The following is a 20,685-nucleotide window of genomic DNA, read 5'->3' as shown; positions in this document are numbered from 1 at the left end:
GCGTGCCTGTTACTGGACGTTCGATCGCCGGGCTGCTGGGCTGCCGCAGTAAGAAATGGCTTAGCTGGGGCGCACACGCTGACGGTTTAAGATCGAAGGTGCCTTAAAACTGATTTTTTTGTAAAACCGCTTGATCGTCAAAACACGGGCTCGGTTCACAGTAAAATGCTAGTGCCGATGGTTCAACGTAGAGTAATGCTTAGATTCAGACTCTTTAGATTTAATACTTATGGCAAGTTCAGAATGCAGTATGGTTAAACTTAACACGCTTCTTGGCAGGCGTCTAGCGGTGAATGAAAATCCCCCTCCAGACGCCCGTCACGGGGCTTCCCGCCCTAATTACAGATTCGCGTCCAGGAACTCTTTGAGCTGGCCCTTGGACAGCGCGCCGACCTTGGTCGCTGCCACTTCACCGTTCTTGAACAACAACAGCGTCGGGATACCGCGGATGCCGTATTTAGGCGCGGTAGCCGGGTTTTGATCGATGTTCAGTTTGGTAATGGTCAGCTTGCCGGCGAACTCTTCGGCAATCTCGTCGAGGATCGGAGCAATCATCTTGCACGGACCACACCATTCAGCCCAGAAATCGACCAGGATTGGCCCTTCGGCTTTCAGCACATCGGAATCGAAGCTGTCGTCAGTCAGGTGAATAATTTTATCGCTCATGTTCTACTCCACAGGATTGGGTCTACCTTGTTGGTGTAGCATCAAACCAACTCAGGTGATTTTATTTCACCGCTTTTATTTCAACGGATATGCTTTCGTAAAGCAATAGTTAGCTGATATTCTACCACACTATGAGCAAAACACACTTGACCGAACAGAAGTTTTCCGACTTCGCCCTGCACCCGTTAGTCCTTGAAGCCCTTGAGAAAAAAGGGTTTCACAACTGCACGCCCATCCAGGCGTTAGCATTGCCGCTCACCCTCAGTGGGCGCGACGTTGCAGGTCAGGCGCAAACCGGTACCGGAAAGACGCTGGCATTTTTAGCGTCTACTTTTCACTATTTGCTGTCCCACCCGGCGAAAGAAGGTCGCCAGACCAACCAGCCGCGCGCCTTGATCATGGCGCCTACGCGTGAACTGGCGGTGCAGATCCATTCCGATGCAGAAGCTCTGTCGCAGTCTACCGGGTTGAAGCTTGGCCTGGCCTACGGCGGCGATGGCTATGACAAACAGCTGAAAGTGCTGGAAAGCGGCGTAGATATTCTGGTGGGGACCACCGGCCGTTTAATCGACTACGCCAAACAAAATTATATCGATCTGGGTGCTATCCAGGTTGTGGTGCTCGATGAAGCCGACCGCATGTACGATCTGGGCTTTATCAAAGATATCCGCTGGCTGTTCCGCCGTATGCCTGCGGTCGATCAACGCCTGAACATGTTGTTCTCTGCCACCCTGTCCTATCGCGTACGCGAGCTGGCCTTTGAGCAAATGAACAATGCCGAATATGTGGAAGTTGAACCGGAACAGAAAACCGGCCACCGCATTCAGGAAGAGCTGTTCTACCCTTCCAACGAAGAAAAAATGCGCCTGCTGCAGACGCTGATCGAGGAAGAGTGGCCGGACCGCTGCATCATCTTCGCCAACACCAAGCACCGCTGTGAAGACATCTGGGGCCATCTGGCTGCCGACGGTCACCGCGTAGGCCTGCTGACCGGCGACGTGGCGCAGAAAAAACGCCTGCGTATTCTGGACGACTTCACCAAGGGTAACCTGGATATCCTGGTCGCCACCGATGTCGCCGCACGCGGCCTGCATATCCCGTTGGTGACTCACGTCTTCAACTACGATCTGCCGGACGACTGCGAAGACTACGTGCACCGCATTGGCCGTACTGGCCGCGCGGGCGAAAGCGGTCACTCCATCAGCCTGGCCTGTGAAGAGTACGCGCTTAACCTGCCCGCCATCGAGACTTATACCGGCCACAGCATTCCTGTGAGCAAGTACAACAGCGATGCGCTGCTGAGCGATCTGCCAGCACCGAAGCGCCTGGTGCGCCCACGTGGCAACAACGGCCCACGCCGTAACTCTTCCGCGCCACGTCGTGGTGGTGCGCCACGTAACAACCGTAAACGTTCGGGCTAATAGACGACTATGCCAGGTTCCAGCACCCTCTATGCCGCCATCGATCTGGGTTCCAACAGTTTCCATATGTTGGTGGTACGTGAGGTGGCTGGCAGTATCCAGACGCTGGCTCGCATCAAGCGCAAAGTGCGCCTGGCGGCCGGGCTGGATCAGCACAATCACCTGTCACAGGAAGCCATGCAGCGCGGCTGGCAATGTCTGCGGCTGTTCTCGGAACGCCTGCAGGATATCCCGCGCGATCAAATTCGGGTCGTCGCCACCGCAACGCTGCGCCTGGCTAATAACGCAGCCGAGTTCCTGCAAACCGCTGAAACTATCCTTGGCTGCCCCGTTCAGGTCATCAGCGGCGAAGAAGAAGCCCGCCTGATTTACCACGGCGTTGCCCATACCACAGGCGGCCCGGATCGGCGTCTGGTGGTCGATATCGGGGGTGGCAGCACGGAGTTGGTCGTAGGTACAGGGGCGCAGGCCGCGCAGCTGTATAGCCTTTCGATGGGCTGTGTCACCTGGCTCGAACGGTTCTTCAGCGATCGTAATCTGGAGCGGGATAACTTCGAAGCCGCCGAACAGGCCGCGCGTGAAATGGTGCGGCCGATCGCCCCACAACTTCGTCAACATGGCTGGCAGATTTGCGTCGGCGCCTCCGGTACCGTGCAAGCGCTACAGGAAATCATGGTGGCGCAGGGGATGGACGAACGTATTACCCTGCCCAAACTGCGGCAGTTGAAACAACGCGCCATTCAGTGTGGCAAGCTGGAAGAGCTGGAAATCGAAGGGCTGACGCTGGAACGTGCCTTGGTGTTCCCAAGCGGCCTGTCGATACTGCTGGCCATTTTCCAGGAGTTAGGCATTGAAAGCATGACGCTGGCCGGTGGCGCTCTGCGCGAAGGGCTGGTGTATGGCATGCTGCATCTGCCGGTCGAGCAGGATATCCGCAGCCGCACGTTACGTAACCTGCAACGCCGTTACCTGCTGGATATCGAGCAGGCCGAACGCGTCAGCCAGTTGGCCGCGAACTTCTGTTTGCAAACCACCAACGAATGGCAATTGGATACGCGATGTCGTGAGCTACTGCATGCGGCCTGCCTGATCCACGAAATCGGCCTGAGCGTCGATTTCAAACAGGCTCCTCAACACGCCGCCTATCTGGTCAGCCATCTTGATTTACCCGGCTTTACCCCGGCGCAGAAAAAACTGTTAGCCACCCTGCTGCAAAACCAGAGCAATGCCCTCGATCTGCCGCTACTGAGCCAACAAAACGCCGTGCCGCCTCGCGTGGCACAGCGCATGTGTCGTCTGTTGCGTCTGGCCATCATCTTTGCCAGCCGCCGCCGTGACGATACCCTGCCCGCGGTACGCCTGCGTGCCAACGATGAAGAGTTGCATGTGATTTTGCCGCACGGCTGGTTAGAGCGACATCCGCTGCGCGCAGAGGCGCTGGATCAGGAAAGTCACTGGCAGAGCTATGCCCACTGGCCGCTGTTTTTGGAAGAGCAGTCTTAAAAACTGCCCCGAACCTCAGCTACCGCCCTTGGCCTTGGCCAACATCGCCTTCACGCTGGCCAAATGGCTTTGGCCTTTCTCCATCCGCTCCTGCGGGCTAACCACCTTGCGTTCCGTCTCCCAAGCCAGATCGTCCTGCGGCAGTTCCAGCAGGAAACGGCTGGGTTCAGGCCGCACCAACTCACCGTATTGGCGACGTTCGCGACACAGGGTGAAAATCAGCTCCTTCTGGGCGCGGGTGATCCCCACATAGGCCAAACGCCGTTCTTCATCGACATTATCCTCGTCAATACTGCTCTGATGCGGCAATAACCCCTCTTCCATCCCCACCAGGAACACATAGGGGAATTCCAGCCCCTTGGAAGCATGCAGAGTCATCAGCTGTACCTGATCCAGCTCTTCATCGCTTTCGCCGCGCTCCATCATGTCACGCAACGTAAAGCGCGTGACCACCTGGGTCAGCGTCATCGGTTCGTCCAGATCGCTGCCTTCCAGCATCTCGGTCATCCAGCCAAACAGCGTGTTGACGTTTTTCATGCGCATTTCGGCCGCTTTCGGGCTGGGCGAGGTTTCAAACAACCAACTTTCATAGTCGATGCCGCGGATCAGATCGCGCACCGCTGCCACCGGCTCACGCTCCACCATCTGGATGATACCTTCCATCCAATGGGTGAAACGCTGTAAAGACTCCAGCCCCCTGCCTGTCAGATACTGGCCCAGTCCAAGATCGAAGCTGGCGTGGAACAGGCTCTTGTTACGCTGGTTGGCCCACTCTCCCAACTTTTGCAGCGTCGCCGGGCCGATTTCCCGCTTCGGTGTATTAACGATACGCAGGAAGGCGCTGTCGTCTTCCTGGTTGGTCAAAACCCGCAGATAGGCCAGCAAATCCTTGATTTCCGGGCGCGAGAAGAACGACGTGCCGCCAGAAATCTTGTACGGAATGCGGTTCTGCATCAGCATTTTTTCAAACACACGCGACTGGTGGTTTCCGCGATAGAGGATCGCATAGTCGCCGTAATTGGTTTTCTTCACAAAGTGATGGGCGATCAGTTCCCCCACCACCCGCTCGGCCTCGTGATCTTCATTGTTGGCCGTGACCACCTTCAACTCTTCGCCGTAGCCCAGTTCGGAGAACAGGCGTTTTTCAAAGACGTGCGGGTTGTTGGCAATCAGGATATTGGCGGCCTTCAGAATACGTTCGCTGGAACGGTAGTTCTGCTCAAGCTTGATCACCTGCAACGCCGGAAAATCTTCCTTTAGCAGTACCAGGTTCTGCGGACGCGCACCGCGCCAGGAGTAGATCGACTGATCGTCATCCCCCACCACGGTAAAGCGTGCGCGGTTACCCACCAGCAGTTTCACCAGTTCGTACTGGCTGGTGTTGGTGTCCTGATATTCATCCACCAGCAGATAGCGGATACGGTTCTGCCAGCGCTCACGCACCTCCTCATTACGCTGTAGCAACAAGGTGGGCAGCAGGATCAGATCGTCAAAATCCAGTACGTTACAGGCTCTCATATGGTCGTGATACAGCCCGTAGCAGTGGGCGAACAGCTTGTCCTTCTCTGAGCGCGCCAGCCCCATTGCCCGCTGCGGATCCACCAGATCGTTCTTCCAGTTGGAAATGGTCGAGATCAGCTGTGCCACCAGAGTCTTGTCGTTTTCCAGCCACTTCTCGGTCAGTTCTTTCAACAACGCGAGCTGGTCTTGATCGTCAAACAGCGAGAAGTTGGACTTCATCCCCAACGCGGCATATTCGCGTTTGATCACTTCCAGCCCCAGCGTATGGAAGGTGGAGATCATCAGGCCACGCGACTCTTTGCGCCCCATGGTTTGCGCCACACGCTCTTTCATCTCACGCGCCGCCTTGTTGGTAAAGGTTACGGCGGCAATATGCCGGGCCTGATAGCCACATTGGTGGATCAGGTGGGCGATTTTATTGGTGATCACACGCGTTTTGCCGGAACCGGCACCGGCCAGTACCAGGCAAGGCCCGGTAACGAATTCGACGGCTTGTTGTTGGCTGGGGTTTAATCGCATGGCGCTTTATTGCTCAATATTGGAGTGCAGGGGAGAAGGATTGTAGCAGAAAGCGCCAAACAGATTTAACAGGTATAATGGCGGCAAATTCTGCACGACTGATTGGATTATTAAGATGGCAAAGACCGCTAGCGCGCTACACATCCTGGTGGATAACGAAACACTAGCCAACGAGCTGTTGGCCAAACTCAAGCGCGGCGTCAGCTTTGATACGCTGGCGCGCAAATACTCGAGCTGCCCGTCCAAACGCAACGGCGGCTCCCTGGGTGAGTTCAACAAGGGGACGATGGTCGCTGCCTTCGATAAGGCAGTGTTCAGCATCCCGTTGCTCAAGCCCTATGGCCCGGTGAAAACCCAGTTCGGCTATCACATCATCAAGGTACTGTATCGCAACTAGGCCCCTCACCCTAACCCTCTCCCACAGGGAGAGGGGACCGATCGAGTTAGGCTGATAATGTCGTGTTCCTTCTGAGCACCGGCTGACTCACCTTGGTTTCGTTGATTTCTCTGCGTAATACCTGCCTTTCTTTTTACTCCCAACTCTCCGAAGCTGCACGGCCTAACTAGGCTCTCCGGGCAGCTCCCTCTCCCTGTGGGAGAAACGGGCTGTGGCATCAGGTACAACTCGGTTAAAGTCTACCCGCCTTTGGATGGGTAATTAAATTAAAGTGTCTTTAAACATACAAGGGGACCGATCGAGTTAGGCTGATAATGTCGTGTTCCTTCTGAGCACCAGCTGACTCACCTTGGTTTCGTTGATTTCTCTGCGTAATACCTGCCTTTCTTTTTACTCCCAACTCTCCGAAGCTGCACGGCCTAACTAGGCTCTCCGGGCAGCTCCCTCTCCCTGTGGGAGAGGGTTGGGGTGAGGGGCAATGATTACTGTGCGCTGGCTTCCGGTGCTGCGGTAGCCGCATCCGCCGGTTTTGGCTCTTCGCTCACCACGGCCGGTGCTGGCGCCATGATGCCGTTATAGGTTTCCTGGAGCTGCTTCATATTCATCTCCGGCTCCCCCTTCGGCTGTAACAGCACCAAGGTGGCATCCTGCGACAGTTGCAGCTTCAGTTCCTGATTAAGCGATTCCAGCGTCAGCGACGACAAGAAGGCCTGACGCAGCTTCTGGTATTGCTCCGGAGCGATATCCACCACGCCACTTTGCTGTGAACGCAGACGCTGGCTCATCAGCACATCGGTGTCGGTGCGGGCATAGGTGGCAAACAGTTTGCTCAACTGATCGGTTTTCTGTGCCAGCAAGGCATTGAACTCATCCTGAGACAGGCCGTTGTTACGCACATTAGCCAATTCGCGGGCAATAAAGGCCAGGCCGTTGTTCAGATTATCATTCGGTGAATTCAGATGGATCGCACACTGGGCGCGTTGATACTGCACCCGGCAGTCGAAGCCCAGCTTGATGTTTTTCTGCTCGCTCTTTTGCAGCACCTGCTGAATGTGCCAGAACAGGGCTTCACGGGCCATATCACTGCGCCAGTAACGGCTCAGGCTTTGCGAATCGCGAATCGGATGCCATGGCGTATCCCACATGATCGACAGCGTATCCTGCTTCACCTGATCGCTGATCAGACTGACCGGCTGCGGCGGCAGTGGAGTCAGAGTTGGCATGGTTGCCGGCGCTTCGCGCTTGCCTTGGAGAGGCGAGAACGCCTTGTTGATCTGTTCGGTCAGGCTACGGCTATCAACTTTACCCACCACGTACAACGTCATGACGTCCGGGGTATACCATTGCTGGTAAAATTTCTGCAGCTGTTCGATATTGACCGGCCGCTTGACCGGTTGGCCCGGATCGTGTGCCAGTAGCGTTGAGCCTTTCAGGCGATAACGCCACCAGCTGTCTTTGGGATCCGGCGGGAAGATACCGATAGGATCCATATTGGAGTTCATCACCGCTTCTACCGTTGGCTCATCGATAGCCAGCTTACCCGTGGTATCCGCCAGCCAGGCCAGCGCCTCTTTCAACAGATCGGGGCGGTTATTGGGCAGGCTCAGATTGTAGATGGTGAAATCATAAGAGCTGATGGCTGGCGGCAATGGCCGTTCACTGTCCACGCTCTGTTGCCACAGCGACTGTAGCTGCGGCTGGGTAAAACTCTCGCTGCGCGTAATCGCAATACGCGGCAGCAAATGGGCAAAACCGATCTGCTGGGCAGATTCCACCAGCGATCCGGTATTGACCATCAACCTTAACTCAACGCGATCGCTCGGGCGCTGTGGTGTATCAAGGATCTGCCAAGAAAAACCGTTATTCAGCTGCCCCTGCTGCCAGGCAGGATCAGGTTGTAGTGCTTCAGCGTGCACGCTACCGTTGGCCGCAACCAACAGCAGCCCACCCACTAAAAGACGAATTCTGGTGCCCTGCATGTGAACCCCTACTTAATGACTAGCCAATTTTTTATGCAAATACGGATATTCCGTTCATTGGAATATAAGGCATCGTCTCGCCACGATGTTGACGAGTACGGCCTGAACTGTGCGTGGCACAGCAACGATCACACCCTGAGTTTCACCGTAGGGCGGAAAGCGCAAAGTGTACCATTCTGTTAGACCGCGCGCCTTGGCGGATGTCACTCATCACAGTGAAAAATAATAGCTGTAGGGTGTTATGGAGAAAAAATGAACAAGAAGCAAGGGGAAATGACATCGGCTGCCATGGCAGCCGATGTTGAAGGCAGGAAAAAACTTAGGCAGAAGGCAGCTGTTTGTCAGTAGAAACCTTATCAGTTCTGTTGTTCAGCACGTCTTGCAGCTGCTTTTCATCCAGTTGGTTACACCATTTGGCCACCACTACCGTCGCCACGCCGTTACCTACCAGGTTGGTCAAGGCGCGGGCTTCGGACATAAAGCGGTCGATACCGAGGATCAGGGCCAGACCGGCCAGCGGTAAATGCCCTACCGCCGAAATGGTCGCTGCCAGTACGATAAAGCCACTGCCGGTCACCCCTGCCGCCCCTTTAGAGGAGAGCAGCAGCACCACCAACAAGGTCACCTGATGCATGATGTCCATATGGGTGTTGGTTGCCTGGGCGATAAACACCGCCGCCATCGTCAGATAGATCGAGGTACCGTCAAGGTTGAACGAGTAGCCCGTCGGGATCACCAGACCCACTACCGATTTCTTGCACCCCAGATTTTCCATTTTATCGAGCATGCGTGGCAGCACCGATTCGGAAGACGAGGTCCCCAGTACGATCAACAGCTCTTCTTTGATATAGCGAATAAATTTAAAGATGCTGAAGCCGTTGTAGCGAGCAATCGAGCCCAACACCACCACCACAAACAGTAAGCAGGTGATATAGAAGCAGACAATCAGTTGGCCCAGTTGCAGCAGGGTGCCCACACCGTATTTACCGATAGTGAACGCCATGGCACCAAAGGCCCCCAGCGGTGCCAGGCGCATGATCATGTTGATGATGCCGAAGATCACGCGGGAGAAGCTGTCGATGACGTTAAAGATCACCTGGCCTTTCTCACCCAGGCGATGCAGGGCAAAACCGAACAGCACCGCAAACAGCAGCACCTGCAAGATGTTGCCGCTGGCAAAGGCACCCACCACGCTTCCCGGGATAATATCCAACAGGAAAGGCACGAGCCCCTGCTCAGAAGCCTTCTCGGCATAGACCGCCACCGCTTTAGCATCCAGCGTTCCCGGATCGACGTTCATCCCGGCACCGGGTTGCACCACGTTCACGATCACCAGGCCGATCAGCAACGCAATGGTACTGACGATTTCAAAGTACAGCAGGGCAATCGCCCCGGTACGGCCCACGGCCTTCATGCTCTCCATGCCCGCGATGCCGGTCACCACGGTACAGAAGATCACCGGAGCGATAATCATTTTGATTAATTTAACAAATCCATCGCCCAGGGGTTTCATCTGGGCACCGAGTTCAGGGTAGAAATGGCCAAGCAGGATCCCCAGCGTAATCGCTGTTAACACCTGAAAATAGAGGCTCTTAAATATAGTTGTTTTCATAAGCACATCCTTTGGGGGGGGACAACGCGGCAGGCGGGCAATCACTCGTCCGTCCTGTTTATCGCTTGCGCGGAAAATAACACCCCCATAACAACATGGAAATAACTTGTTGGTAGGATCCAGGCCTATTGGTGTGAATTTAAGAGCTGAAACGCGTCAGTCAGTGTACAAGTTCCAGCGTTACGGAAGCTTTTCTTTGCATTAACTCAGAATAGGTAGCGGTAGAAACTAGTTTTTGACAGGGAAATAAAGCGAACTCTCCCGCCAGAAAAGTACCAGGCGGGAGGATAAAAACTTAACGCCAGATAAACCAGGCGAACAGGCTCACCACCAGAACACAAACTATGTTCAGCCAGAAACCAACCTTAACCATTTCACTTTGCCGTATTTCACCGGTGCCATAAACGATGGCATTCGGCGGGGTTGCCACCGGCAGCATAAAGGCGCAGGAAGCCCCGATGCCAATCACAATGGTCAGCAATGCCGAAGGCATCCCCAAAGCCTCGGCAACCGTGGCAAACACCGGCACCAGCAGCGCTGCGCTGGCGGTATTGCTGGTGAATTCTGTCAGGAATATGATGAAAGTCGCCACGGCCAGAATGATGATAAACCAGTGGCTGGCACCAAACAGCGTTGCCATACCGTGCGCCATCACGGCGCTAGCTCCTGAATCTTTCAGGATCACACTCAGCGTTAGCCCGCCGCCGAACAGCATCAGCACTCCCCAATCAGTGTTCTGCTGGATCTGTGCCCAACTGGCCACCCCGCTGATACCGATCAATACCGCAGCACCTACCGCCACCACGGTATCAAACTGCTTCAATCCCCCTAGGGCCGCGCTGATATGGCTGCTGAAAATCCAGCACACTACGGTGAGCAGGAAAATACCGAGTGTCACCTGACGCACTGGCGTCCAAGAGAAGCTTTCCAGTGTGATTTCAAAGCGATGACTCAGTCTTGGCCGCAACATGACGTACAGCGTGGCCACCATCAATGGCATCAATACCAGCATCACTGGCACACCAAACTTCATCCATCCGATGAAATCCAGCCCCAGCTGAGCCGCCGCGATAGCATTGGGCGGGCTGCCAACCATGGTACCCAGCCCGCCAATGCTGGCACTGTAGGCGATACCCAATAGCAGAAAGACGTAAGTGTTATGCTCGCGTTGGCGATCCAGATTACTCAGAATACCCATCGCCAATGGCAGCATCATGGCAGCAGTGGCAGTGTTGCTGATCCACATTGAAAGTAGGGCAGTGGCACCAAACAGCATCAGGGCAGCCACCAGCATCCGGCCTTTAGCAAGCAACAGCAGCCGGTTGGCGATCAGCCGATCAATCTTCTGGATATGCAGTGCAGTGGCCAGCGCAAAACCGCCAAAGAACAGGAAAATGGTGGGATTGGCAAAGGAAGCCAGCGCCTTATCCACATTCATCATGCCCATACCTACCGCCATAACGGGAACCAGCAGTGCGGTAATGGTGACATGCACGGCCTCGGTAAGCCATAGAATGCCAATAAACACCAGCAGAGCCAGGCCCATATTCTCCTTGGCACTAAACGGCAGGGTTTGCAGTAGAACTACAAACAGCAACAGGTCTACCACCAGGATACACAGGCCCCGGCGAGTGGCGGGTGATGAGGTGGAAGATTTAAGCGGTATGTCAGCCATAGAGTCGTTCCCTTTTATTGCTAATATCCTGAATTTACGGATAGAGTAAAGGGAATGGCTTTTGCGGTTGAGATAATGATCTGATTTATGTGAACATTAACACATTAGAAACAAATTTCATTGCCGATTTTCCACTGAGGTCACGCTTTGGCAACGGAGGCAAACTGCGCTTCAAACTCCTTGCGGGGTAAAGGCTTGGCAAACAGGAAGCCCTGGCCAGTGCGAATGCCGTGCTGTAACAGCCAGTCTCGCTGCGCCGTGGTTTCCACCCCTTCCGCCATTACCGGCAGATGAAGCACCTCGGAAATCGAGCTGACGATCCGCACCATCGCATCGTCCTCTGGCAGGCCATCAATAAAGCTTTTGTCGATTTTAATCAGATCGATCGGCAGGGATTTCAGACGATTGAGGTAATTCAGGCTGGCATAGCCCATGCCAAAGTCATCCAAGGCAATCGACACACCTAAATCATGCAATTCCCGTAGCAGTTCCAACGCCCCATCAAGGTCGTGGATACGCACCGTCTCAGTGATTTCCAACAGCAGCTTATGCGGGTCGATCTGGTGCTCGTCCAGCAGCCGTTTCAACTGAGGCACAAAGTCTTTATGCTGCAGCTGGATCGGCGAAATATTTACCGCCAACGGCAACGTGATGCCCTGGGATTGCCACGCGGCCAGAATACGGCATGACTCTTCCAGCACCCAGTTACCCAGTGGCACGATCACGTCCAACTCCTCCGCCAGCGGGATCACATCCGCCGGAAGAATAATCTGCCCGTCGGGCAGTTGCCAACGCAGCAGAGCTTCCGCGCCGGTCACCTGATTGGTTTGCATATCCCACTGCGGTTGCAGGAATAGCGCAAACTGACGTTGCTCAATGGCCAGCAGGATCTCGCTTTCCTGCGTCAGACGCTTTTGAGTTTTTTCGGTCAGGCAAGGCTCGAAGAACAGGATCTGATTTTTACCCTCACGATGCGCGGACATCATGGCCGAGGTGGCACTACGCAGCAGTTGCTCCGCGCTTTCCCCCGAATTGGGATAATGGGCAATGCCGATACTGGCGCTTGGCCGCAGCGGCATCTTCTGTTGCAGATTCAGCGGTGCATTGATGGCCGCCATCACTCTTCTGGCCAACTGCATGGCATGAAGGGGCTGCTCGATATTTTTCGCCAGGATGGCAAACTCGGCATTGCTCAGCTGTGCCAGCACGCAGTCCACACCGATAACCTGACGCAGCTTTTTCGCCAACGTCAGCAACAGCGCTTCACGCATGGATGGGTTCAGCGCACCGGAGGCCTCATGCAGGGTTTCGATCCCCACGACCAACAGATTAAAGCGCGGTGGCCGCATACTGGCAGCAATATGCTGTTCAAGCAGCGCGGCAAACAGCACCGGATTGGGTAATTCGGTCATCGAGTTATGGGTACTCAGGCGGCTCATGGCGGTATGCGCCTTGGCCAGCGTTTGCTGATTGCGATTGTAATTGCGCACCAGCAAGCCTAATTCATCGTCCTGATGTTGGGCTGGCAACATCAGTTGGTGGTAAGGGAGATCTTCCTGAGGGACATTTTCCAGTTCGCGCGCCATGGCTCGCAATGGATAAACCAGCAGCCGGTTCATGCACCAGCTCACGGCGATCGACAGGATCAGCGCCAACAGCAGATAGGTCGACAACATGGTCGATAGCGTGCTGAGGATAAACTGATACATGCGGTACGAATCGGCCTGCAACACCAGGTAGGCCAGCGGCTGAGGATTGGCAGGCACCCGTTCAAGCGAATAGAGCGGCACCGAAATCTGTACCGGCAGCTCAAAGATACGCGCCACTAGCGCAGGGACCGGGCGTTCCGGCGGGAAATTGGCATGCAGCGCCTGAAACTCGTTAGGCAGGACGATATCCGCTCGGGTGAGGATCCCCACCGGCTGCAGAGAGTTGAGCACGCGTTTGGTTTCCGGCACATCCATCCGCAGCACGGCTTCTGCCAGCGGCTGACGCACGGCCTGGGCCACATTCTCCAACTGCTGGGCATAGTCATCTCTGCGCTGCTGCACAAAGTGGAATAGCTGGATCACGATGAAGATACAGATCGTCACCAGTGCCACACCAGACACCGCCGCCATCTGCTTAATCGTTAATGAACGCCTGACCCGCAAAAACCTGCACTCCTAGATTAATCAATGACGCCCCTCACCCTAACCCTCTCCCACAGGGTGAAGGGAGTGAATGTGCTAAAACCTAACTCTTGTGCCTGACCGCAGCTCCGTATCAGTTCCTGCAAGGAGGGGCTGGGTAAGGGGAAATATTGCTTGCTGGGTAAGCGGCTTGAGTATACTCGATTGCCCCACGTGTTTACCTTACCAACCGCTTGGTGGCAGCAGGAAAAGCGCGGGTTTCGGTATTATCCTAGCCGGAATAGCCACAGGGTAGCAAAACTACCCTGTGGGCGACACCACGAATCGACCAATTTCACGTTACTTGAAGTCGGCGTACGGCGTCAGCGGCTGCGGTGGCAGATCGAGATCGCCCTGCCAACCGGCGAGCGAATAACGCAGATAAATCAACGCATGGCTCGGGGTATAGTCTTTAGCCTGTTGAATATCAATGCCGGCCCCCAGCGTCCAATGGGAACTGAGGCGGCGTTCGATCAGGGCTCGCAGCGTATAACCTACGCCGGAGGAGGAGCCACCGCTTTCCACCGCGTCCTTGTCTGGCAGAGAATCTGGGATCAGTCCTTGCAGGGGATAGCGTTTTTCATCGTTGGTTTTCGAGTGCGAAATCGACACCGAGCCCCCCACTTCCCACGACCAGTTTTCCGTGCGCTGGCGATAGTTCACCGGCACCGCCAGCGAAACATATTGCTGCGGGCTGTAATAACCCCCCTGCCCAAGAGAGTAACCGCTCAAGTCCTTCTGATAGTGCCAGAGCATGGTGCTCAGCCCAACGGTGGCGCGGCGGTTATCTTCGTTTATCACCTTATAGTAATAACCGGCCATCAAGCGCTGGCGCTGGTTATCCTCGACATTCTGGCCGGTAAGCTGATGAGCACTGAGATCGGCCCACACGCCGTTGGCTTCACCGCGATCGTAGCTGGCGCTCAGGTTGATACCGGTAGCACGCACGCCGCCCCAGGTAGTGCCGGTGTTCGGATCCCGAGTCCCGCCGAAGGCCAACAGCGAGCTGGTAATCGGCCGCCGCGAGGCGCCCAGCGTCCAACCGATATGGTTCCAGTCACCGCTATAGGCCACGCCGCCGACCCAGTCCACCACTTCAAATCCCATCGGGGTGGTGCCGATATCGGTTTGCCAATGGTCGTTGGCCCAACCGGCCGCCACGCTGGTGCCGGTGGTTTTTTGCCGTTCGTCACCGCGGCAACCCTGCGTGTTACAGGTGCCAAAGGTTTCGAAGTACTTGCCGTTATTATCCGTCGAGAAACTGCCCGCGTTCAGTTGGACGGTGTCGGTACGCAGGAACGCCCGGCCGTCATACAGCGGCATATCCACCTGCAACATGGTGTCATGCGCCTGATAATCCGAGATGCCACCGGTGCCGCTCGAACGCCAGTAGTCGTGATCAAGCGTGACTCTGACGTCCTGTTGGCGATAGAGATCGGCGGCATCGGAGCGAATGCCGCGTTTTAGCCAGTCATCCGTCGCGTTATTGCGGGTCAGACGGGTATAACCGTCATTATCCTCAGGTACCGTTGGCGCAATGCCGCTGGCCACCATCGCCTGGCGATAATCCTGCTGCGCCGGTTGCGGTTGCAACTGCTTTTGTTCCAGCCTGGCAGCATCACGATACACCAAGGCTTTGCCCTGCCCCGGCGGCTCTTGCTGGGCGGCCACTTTTAACTGTTTGAAAATATCGGTCGCTTTCTGCGGTTCGCCCACTGCCGTCCAGGCATTGGCAACACGGCGCTGGCCGTTGATCGACTCATCCGGTTGCGCTGGTGCCGTTTGCAGCCGTTGGCGGGCCTCGCTCAGTTGGCCTTGCGCCACATAGGCTTCAATCTCCCCCAAACGCGCATCCGGATTATTCGGCTCACGCGCACGCACCCGCTGATAATCCGCCAACGCCTCGTCATACTCTCCCCGCTCCAGCGCCCAGTCGGCCAAGGTCAGGTCGATGCGCGTTGCCGGGGGCTGCTGGCGCAGATAGGCGATTGCTGCGGGTTCATCACCGGCAGTTCGGAGCCGTTCGGCATGATCGAGCGTGGCCTGCATCTGCAAACGCTGGGCCATCTCACGCATCCCGTCGTTCCACTGCGCTTTGGGCAATGTATTCAATTGGGCCAACGCCTGGTTATCACGATCGCTGCCAGCCAGATACAGCGCATAGGCGTAAACCTGCTGCGGATCGCCGGACTTCTTCGCGGCCAGTTGACGCATCAGCACGTCGGCCTGCTGCGGTTGCCCGGCCTGACGCAACGTTTGCGCATAGTGATAGGTCAGCCAGACGTCATCAGGATCCTTCTGGTGCGCCTGCCGGTACTTTTCCGCCGCCTCTGGCCACTGCTGGCGCTGAGCCAGTTCGTCGGCCTGCTGTTTGAGCATATCCAGTTGCAGCCCGTCGAGGGTGCTGCGTAGCTTGTTCTGTTGCCCACGAGGCAGACCATTAAGGTAGGCCAGCGCTTTTTGTGGCGACTGCCGCTGGTAGATATTCACCAAGCCCCGCATCGCGCTACCGCTGGCCGGATCCAGGCGCAGAGCCTGCTGATAATAGCGCTCGGCGGCGGCATCATCCTTACGGGCTACGGCAACGTCGCCCAGGCCGATCAACGCATCGCTGTCGCCGTTATCAATCTGCCGTGCCTGCTGGTACTGTTGCTGCGCCAACGGCAGGTTATTGGCCTTTAACGCCTTGTCGCCCGCATCGATCGCCAGCCAGTAACGGGTGGTTTTGATCAGGCTCTGCCATTTGCTGCTGTCGTAGTTATCCTTGTCCGCCTTCTGCGCCTGTTGGAACAGGCTCAACGCCTGCTGCCGGTTGCCGGCGCGGGAATAGGCCAGGCCAAGCGCACCCAACACTTCGGCATCATTAGGCGCACTCGATAGCGCTTTTTTCAGTTCCGGGATTGCCGCACGACCGCCGCCTTTATTCACCTGCGCCAGCCCGGTCATGCGCGCGCGATAGGCCGGATCGGCCAACAGCGTCCGCTGGCGGGCCAGTTCCTGCTGCGCGCCAAGCGCCTGCTCACCGCTTTCAAACACGCCGAGGAAGCGGTTCAACGCCGCCACGCTCTGCGGGCTGACCGGCAACGCTTTGACCTGTTCCAACCACAAATCCGCCGCAGAGCTGCGGCCTGCGGGATCGGCCGCCACTTGCTGTAACAGCTCATAGGCCTGAGCGTCGCGATCCTGGCTGAACAGCATCCGCGCCAGCGCCATGCGCAGCGTGATGTTGCCGGGATATTGCCGATCCAGCGCCTGTAGTTGCTGTGTCGCTGCTGATTCCTGGCCGGGTAGCCTGGCCACCAGACGCCAATACTCCACCGCCAGATCGAGCGTTGGCAGATTGCCGTGGAACAGCTCATCGTACTGAGCTTTTGCCTCAGGCAAGCGCCCTGCGGCCGCCATCAGGCGTGCCTGTTGCAGCTTCTGGCGGGTTTCCGGCTGGGTCAGTAGCATGTTCATTTCTGCCTGGCGGAACACCGGCGATTGCGGTGCCACCCCCTTCAGCTTATCCAGCTGTTGCTGCGCCAAAACCTGATTCCCCTGCCGCAGGGCCAGGCGCATACGCGCCGCTATCACGTCAGGGTTATTCGGGTCCATCAGCTCAAGGCGATACAGCGATTGACGCACCAGCTCATCTTTGTTGCTGGCTTCGCCGATGCGCACCTGCTCCAGTAGCCATTGCTCCGGGGCTACGCTCTCGGCACTCTGCGCCTGTGGCAACAGAGCCAGGCTTAAAGGAAGCAGGCTTAGCCAGCCTAATGTGAAGTTGCGCATTGGCTACCCCAGGCGGGTTGAAGTTCACCCTGACGATTGAAACGATAGCGTTGCTGATCCCATCCCTGGCCGAACAGCAGCAAAGAGGCGCTGAAATAAGCATCATTACCCAGAGGGTTATCCTGAATACGTTGGCGTTGCACCGCCAGGGCATCGGGTTGTGCAGCCAGCAGCGGCAACAGCGCGGCGGAGAAGCCTACCGGGCCCGTACCGTTGGTTTTCCCGCTGGCGGTATCGGCCTTCTCCGGCACCGCGCCAAGCTGAGCGGTGAGGCGCACCATCGGTTGGAACTGCTTCACCAGCGCCGCTTTATGGGGATCGTCGTCCGCCAACATCCCAGCCCAAAGATAGACGCGAATGGCGTCATAGCTGCCGATATTGGGTTTGACGGGATCGGGCTGCCAACCTTTGCCCGATTGCCACTCGGCCCAGTCTGGGGAAAATCCTTGCGGAGCCGTTTCCAGCAATAACCGTTGGCTGGTTTTCTGCATCGCTTGCCACGGCCCGTTCAATTGGGCAAAGCGGGCCAGCAACTGCGGCGGTAAATAGCTGGGGTTTAAGCGCCAGCGATCCTCGGCCACAAAACCCATCTTGCCCGGCAGCAGCACCAGACCCAAACCGGGGATATTCGCCACCTCTTCACGGCCAATCCGTTGTAACAACAGCGTGCCCAATGTTTGATAGCGGCGGCTTTGCCACAGCCGCCCCGCCTCTAGCAGGTTGTAAGCGATCCACAGATCCGCATCGGCAGCCGAGTTGCTGTCCAGCACCTTCCAGGCTTTGTTATCGTCCTGCCCCCACAGCCAGGCCGGCAGATGTGCGCTCAGGTCGCCAGAGGCGAGATTGTTCTCCGTCCACGCCAACAGCTTATCGAAGGCAGGCCGATCGTTGGCCACCAGCGCGAAGAACATCCCATAGCTCTGCCCTTCGGACGTGGTGATGCGCTTCGGGCTGCTGGGATCGATCACCCGCCCTTCCTCGCTGAGATAAAACTGTTGGTACTGCTGCCAGGCAGGCCAATCACAGGTTGCCGCCGTGTTGAACGCACACAGCAGCATCAGGCCAGGCAGCAGGCGGCGCAGGCAGATCCCCATCATGGCAATTAATCCCGATCTTCCGGTGACAGACGACGACGGCTAAAGGCCTTCAGACCACGCCGCAGCAACAGGGCCACCATCACCACCACCAGCGCGGCTATCGCCCCCAGCAGCAGCGGATGCGTCGATAACGCATACCAGATACGTTCCCACCACGGCAGGTGGCCGACGTAGTAAACATCCCCCACACGCAGGCTATCGACGCCGGACTCACGGATCACGGCCACCGAACCAAACATCGCCGCACGCTTGCCGCTGTCTAGCTGCGCATTATTCAACAGTTCATAACCCCGCGGGCTGTCCGCCAGCAGGGCCACAATGCTGCGCTGATCATGGAACGGGGACTGCACACCGACCACCGCCGCCATCGCCCCTTCCGAGCTGATGGTGGTTTTGCTGTCTGGTGTAGCGTCATCCTGCTGCACATCCATACTCGGCAGCGGCAGTTGGCGCATCGGCATTTTCACCCAGCTTAGCGTCGCTTCTACCAGCAGGTTGATTTTCTTGTCATCACGCAGCTCCGGTGGGATGGTGCCGATCAACAGGATATCGGCGTCCTTATCCTTGGCCTGTGACCAGTCATCGGACAGCGAGAAAGCCAGCGCCGGATAGCCGGTTTGCGCCCCCATGTTACCCATGGCGTTGAGCAAGGCGCTCACCTGGGCGGGCTGAGGTTGTTTGTTCACCAGCACCAGCGTTTGCGACAGATCCGCCAGGCGGCTGAAAGGGAAACCGGCGTTGGAGAAGGCACGCAGATCGGGCATGGTGATAAAGTGACGATAGCCGGAGAAATCGATGGTGGAGTTGCCGTCGATCACCGCATGGTTCGGCACCAAAGAATAGGTTTCGCAACGCCCTTCGGCACCGCTGGCCAGCAGCGTGGTGTAATCGAAGTCAAAGCGCAGCTGGTTGGTGGCCCCCAATTTCAGCGCCGGGATGTTGACCGCCCTGTCGGAATCAAGCAGTCCCTGAGCCAGCGGCAGACGCAACAGCTGTGCACCCTTCTCATGCTCCGGCACCAGGGCATAGGACTGCACAAACTGATTGTTCAGGCTGATGCTCAGGCGGGAACCATCCTCAATACGCGGCGAGGTGTAGCGGTATTTCAGCTGCATATCGATGCCGGTGCTGTGGATCAGGAACAGATCCGGCGGCAGATTCATCGACAGTGAGATCGGCCCGGGTTCGACGCCGTTAGTCTGCAACTGCTCAGCATATTGCTGGAGTTCGCTGAACTTCATCGCCCGATCGGTGCGCACCCAGTTTGGCGCATCGTACGGCTGGCGAACGGCCAACTGCTCAACCTTATCCACACTCAGATTCTGGCCACGGAACAGGATATTACCCTGCGCGATGCCCTTCACCGCCGTGATCAGGTCGTTATCATCACGGCCCTGCACCAACAACAGCTTCACATAGGGGTTTTCCGGGTGGCTAATCATCTCCACCGTCGGCCCGTTGACCGCCGGGTAATCCTTCAGGAAATCCGGCCGCTGTTTGTTGGTGGCAAACACGATGGCGTGCTGGCTCGGCAAGCGGTTAAACAACGTCGGGAAGGACTGACCACGCCACTGCGCCTGAGTGCCGAACCAGGAGGCCAAAATCCCCGCCGCCCGTTGTTGTTCCAGATCCGGCTGCCCGGCAAACACCATCGGCAGCGTTAATGGCCGATCGTCGCGGCTGTCAAAGAAGGGTTCCGGGAAGTGGGAAAGCTCATTTTTCACCGGCAGAGTCTGGTAACGCAGGCTCAGCGAACTGGATTTGCTGACGTCCAGCCACAGCGTGCTGTTGGCCGGGTTCTCACAGATGTTCTGGTAATGGCCGACAAACACCAAGCGAATGCGGTTAAAATCGGTGATATAGCGCGGATCGATCGGCAACTGGACACGATTAGGCTTACCCAACTGCTCTTTGGTGATGGTGGTGACGCCCATCAACTCATCGTTGAGGTAGATCTTGACGTGCGACTCCACCGGGATCAGCGACGGCGAAGGGGTAAACTCCAGATCCAACAGCGCCTGCGAAACCACCTCGTCACTGCGCACGCCAAACTCGATCTGGCCTTCTGGGCGGGTGCCACGCAGGATAAAGGTGCCAGGCGGTGGAGCCACCTCGGTAAACGGCAGTTTTACATCACGCACCGGCGCATCGGGTGCTTGCGGCACCGCCACTCCCATGGGTACGGTGACCGGAGCGTCGGCCACGGTGCTCGCAGGCGGAGTCACGCCAGCCGCTGGAGTGGGGGCCGTTTCCGCCTGAGATAAGCTACTGATGCCTAAGGCCAGCGCGGTAAACCAGTTTATTTTTCTCGTCATCGTATCATCATCTTTTGGGCCGGTTCGCAGGGCAT

12 protein-coding genes are annotated in these 20,685 nt (G+C 56.8%); 3 read left to right on the top strand and 9 right to left on the bottom strand.

The features are described 5' to 3' along the window. Positions 1 to 339 precede the first annotated feature (339 nt). Complete coding sequence (gene trxA / locus WN53_RS09195) at positions 340 to 666, bottom strand: thioredoxin TrxA (protein ID WP_024484188.1); 327 nt, start codon at positions 664 to 666, stop codon at positions 340 to 342. A gap of 131 nt (positions 667 to 797) precedes the next feature. Here trxA and rhlB point away from each other — a divergent pair, with 131 nt between their 5' ends. After that, a complete protein-coding gene (gene rhlB, locus WN53_RS09190; protein ID WP_024484189.1) occupies positions 798 to 2,087 on the top strand; it encodes an ATP-dependent RNA helicase RhlB in 1,290 nt (429 codons plus the stop codon). Between the two features lie 9 nt (positions 2,088 to 2,096). Next, positions 2,097 to 3,590, top strand: coding sequence for an exopolyphosphatase (gene ppx, locus WN53_RS09185; RefSeq protein ID WP_024484190.1), 1,494 nt, complete (start codon positions 2,097 to 2,099; stop codon positions 3,588 to 3,590). A 15-nt stretch (positions 3,591 to 3,605) separates the two neighbouring features. Here ppx and rep read toward each other — a convergent pair whose 3' ends face one another. Further along, positions 3,606 to 5,630: a DNA helicase Rep gene (rep, locus tag WN53_RS09180; RefSeq protein WP_024484191.1), complete on the bottom strand. Its 2,025-nt coding sequence runs from the start codon at positions 5,628 to 5,630 to the stop codon at positions 3,606 to 3,608. 115 nt (positions 5,631 to 5,745) lie between these two features. Here rep and ppiC point away from each other — a divergent pair, with 115 nt between their 5' ends. After that, a complete protein-coding gene (gene ppiC / locus WN53_RS09175) occupies positions 5,746 to 6,027 on the top strand; it encodes a peptidylprolyl isomerase PpiC (RefSeq protein ID WP_021181563.1) in 282 nt (93 codons plus the stop codon). Between the two features lie 482 nt (positions 6,028 to 6,509). Here the strand turns inward: ppiC and WN53_RS09170 are convergent, their stop codons facing one another. From WN53_RS09170 to bcsB, 7 genes are all read right to left on the bottom strand, one after another. After that, positions 6,510 to 8,006, bottom strand: a complete 1,497-nt coding sequence (locus tag WN53_RS09170; protein WP_024484192.1) for a M16 family metallopeptidase — start codon at positions 8,004 to 8,006, stop codon at positions 6,510 to 6,512. Between the two features lie 319 nt (positions 8,007 to 8,325). Continuing rightward, positions 8,326 to 9,618, bottom strand: coding sequence for a dicarboxylate/amino acid:cation symporter (locus WN53_RS09165; protein ID WP_024484193.1), 1,293 nt, complete (start codon positions 9,616 to 9,618; stop codon positions 8,326 to 8,328). A gap of 295 nt (positions 9,619 to 9,913) precedes the next feature. After that, the gene (locus tag WN53_RS09160) at positions 9,914 to 11,293 is read right to left on the bottom strand and encodes a DASS family sodium-coupled anion symporter (RefSeq protein WP_024484194.1); all 1,380 of its coding nucleotides are present in this window, start codon (positions 11,291 to 11,293) and stop codon (positions 9,914 to 9,916) included. Positions 11,294 to 11,433: 140 nt separating this feature from the next. Next, positions 11,434 to 13,446 (bottom strand): biofilm formation regulator HmsP, encoded by a 2,013-nt coding sequence (gene hmsP / locus WN53_RS09155; RefSeq protein ID WP_024484195.1) that lies wholly within the window; start codon positions 13,444 to 13,446, stop codon positions 11,434 to 11,436. A 318-nt stretch (positions 13,447 to 13,764) separates the two neighbouring features. Beyond that, positions 13,765 to 17,238 (bottom strand): cellulose synthase complex outer membrane protein BcsC, encoded by a 3,474-nt coding sequence (gene bcsC / locus WN53_RS09150; RefSeq protein ID WP_024484196.1) that lies wholly within the window; start codon positions 17,236 to 17,238, stop codon positions 13,765 to 13,767. After that, positions 17,220 to 18,332, bottom strand: coding sequence for a cellulose synthase complex periplasmic endoglucanase BcsZ (gene bcsZ, locus WN53_RS09145; protein ID WP_024484197.1), 1,113 nt, complete (start codon positions 18,330 to 18,332; stop codon positions 17,220 to 17,222). The genes bcsC and bcsZ overlap by 19 nt, the downstream gene beginning before the upstream one ends. Positions 18,333 to 18,340: 8 nt before the next feature. Next, entirely contained in the window at positions 18,341 to 20,650 is a 2,310-nt protein-coding gene (gene bcsB, locus WN53_RS09140) for a cellulose biosynthesis cyclic di-GMP-binding regulatory protein BcsB (protein ID WP_024484198.1), read from the bottom strand. Positions 20,651 to 20,685 lie beyond the last annotated feature (35 nt).

The sequence above is a fragment of the Serratia fonticola genome, assembly GCF_001006005.1.
In the GTDB taxonomy this organism is placed as follows: domain Bacteria; phylum Pseudomonadota; class Gammaproteobacteria; order Enterobacterales; family Enterobacteriaceae; genus Chania; species Chania fonticola.
This window is presented reverse-complemented; position numbering and strand designations above follow the sequence as displayed.

What these genes read in the sequence shown, in the direction of transcription:
- trxA (WP_024484188.1), bottom strand. Translation starts at nt 666, where the DNA reads ATGAGCGATAAAATTATTCACCTGACTGACGACAGCTTCGATTCCGAT.
- rhlB (WP_024484189.1), top strand. Translation starts at nt 798, where the DNA reads ATGAGCAAAACACACTTGACCGAACAGAAGTTTTCCGACTTCGCCCTG.
- ppx (WP_024484190.1), top strand. Translation starts at nt 2,097, where the DNA reads ATGCCAGGTTCCAGCACCCTCTATGCCGCCATCGATCTGGGTTCCAAC.
- rep (WP_024484191.1), bottom strand. Translation starts at nt 5,630, where the DNA reads ATGCGATTAAACCCCAGCCAACAACAAGCCGTCGAATTCGTTACCGGG.
- ppiC (WP_021181563.1), top strand. Translation starts at nt 5,746, where the DNA reads ATGGCAAAGACCGCTAGCGCGCTACACATCCTGGTGGATAACGAAACA.
- WN53_RS09170 (WP_024484192.1), bottom strand. Translation starts at nt 8,006, where the DNA reads ATGCAGGGCACCAGAATTCGTCTTTTAGTGGGTGGGCTGCTGTTGGTT.
- WN53_RS09165 (WP_024484193.1), bottom strand. Translation starts at nt 9,618, where the DNA reads ATGAAAACAACTATATTTAAGAGCCTCTATTTTCAGGTGTTAACAGCG.
- WN53_RS09160 (WP_024484194.1), bottom strand. Translation starts at nt 11,293, where the DNA reads ATGGCTGACATACCGCTTAAATCTTCCACCTCATCACCCGCCACTCGC.
- bcsC (WP_024484196.1), bottom strand. Translation starts at nt 17,238, where the DNA reads ATGCGCAACTTCACATTAGGCTGGCTAAGCCTGCTTCCTTTAAGCCTG.
- bcsZ (WP_024484197.1), bottom strand. Translation starts at nt 18,332, where the DNA reads ATGGGGATCTGCCTGCGCCGCCTGCTGCCTGGCCTGATGCTGCTGTGT.
- bcsB (WP_024484198.1), bottom strand. Translation starts at nt 20,650, where the DNA reads ATGACGAGAAAAATAAACTGGTTTACCGCGCTGGCCTTAGGCATCAGT.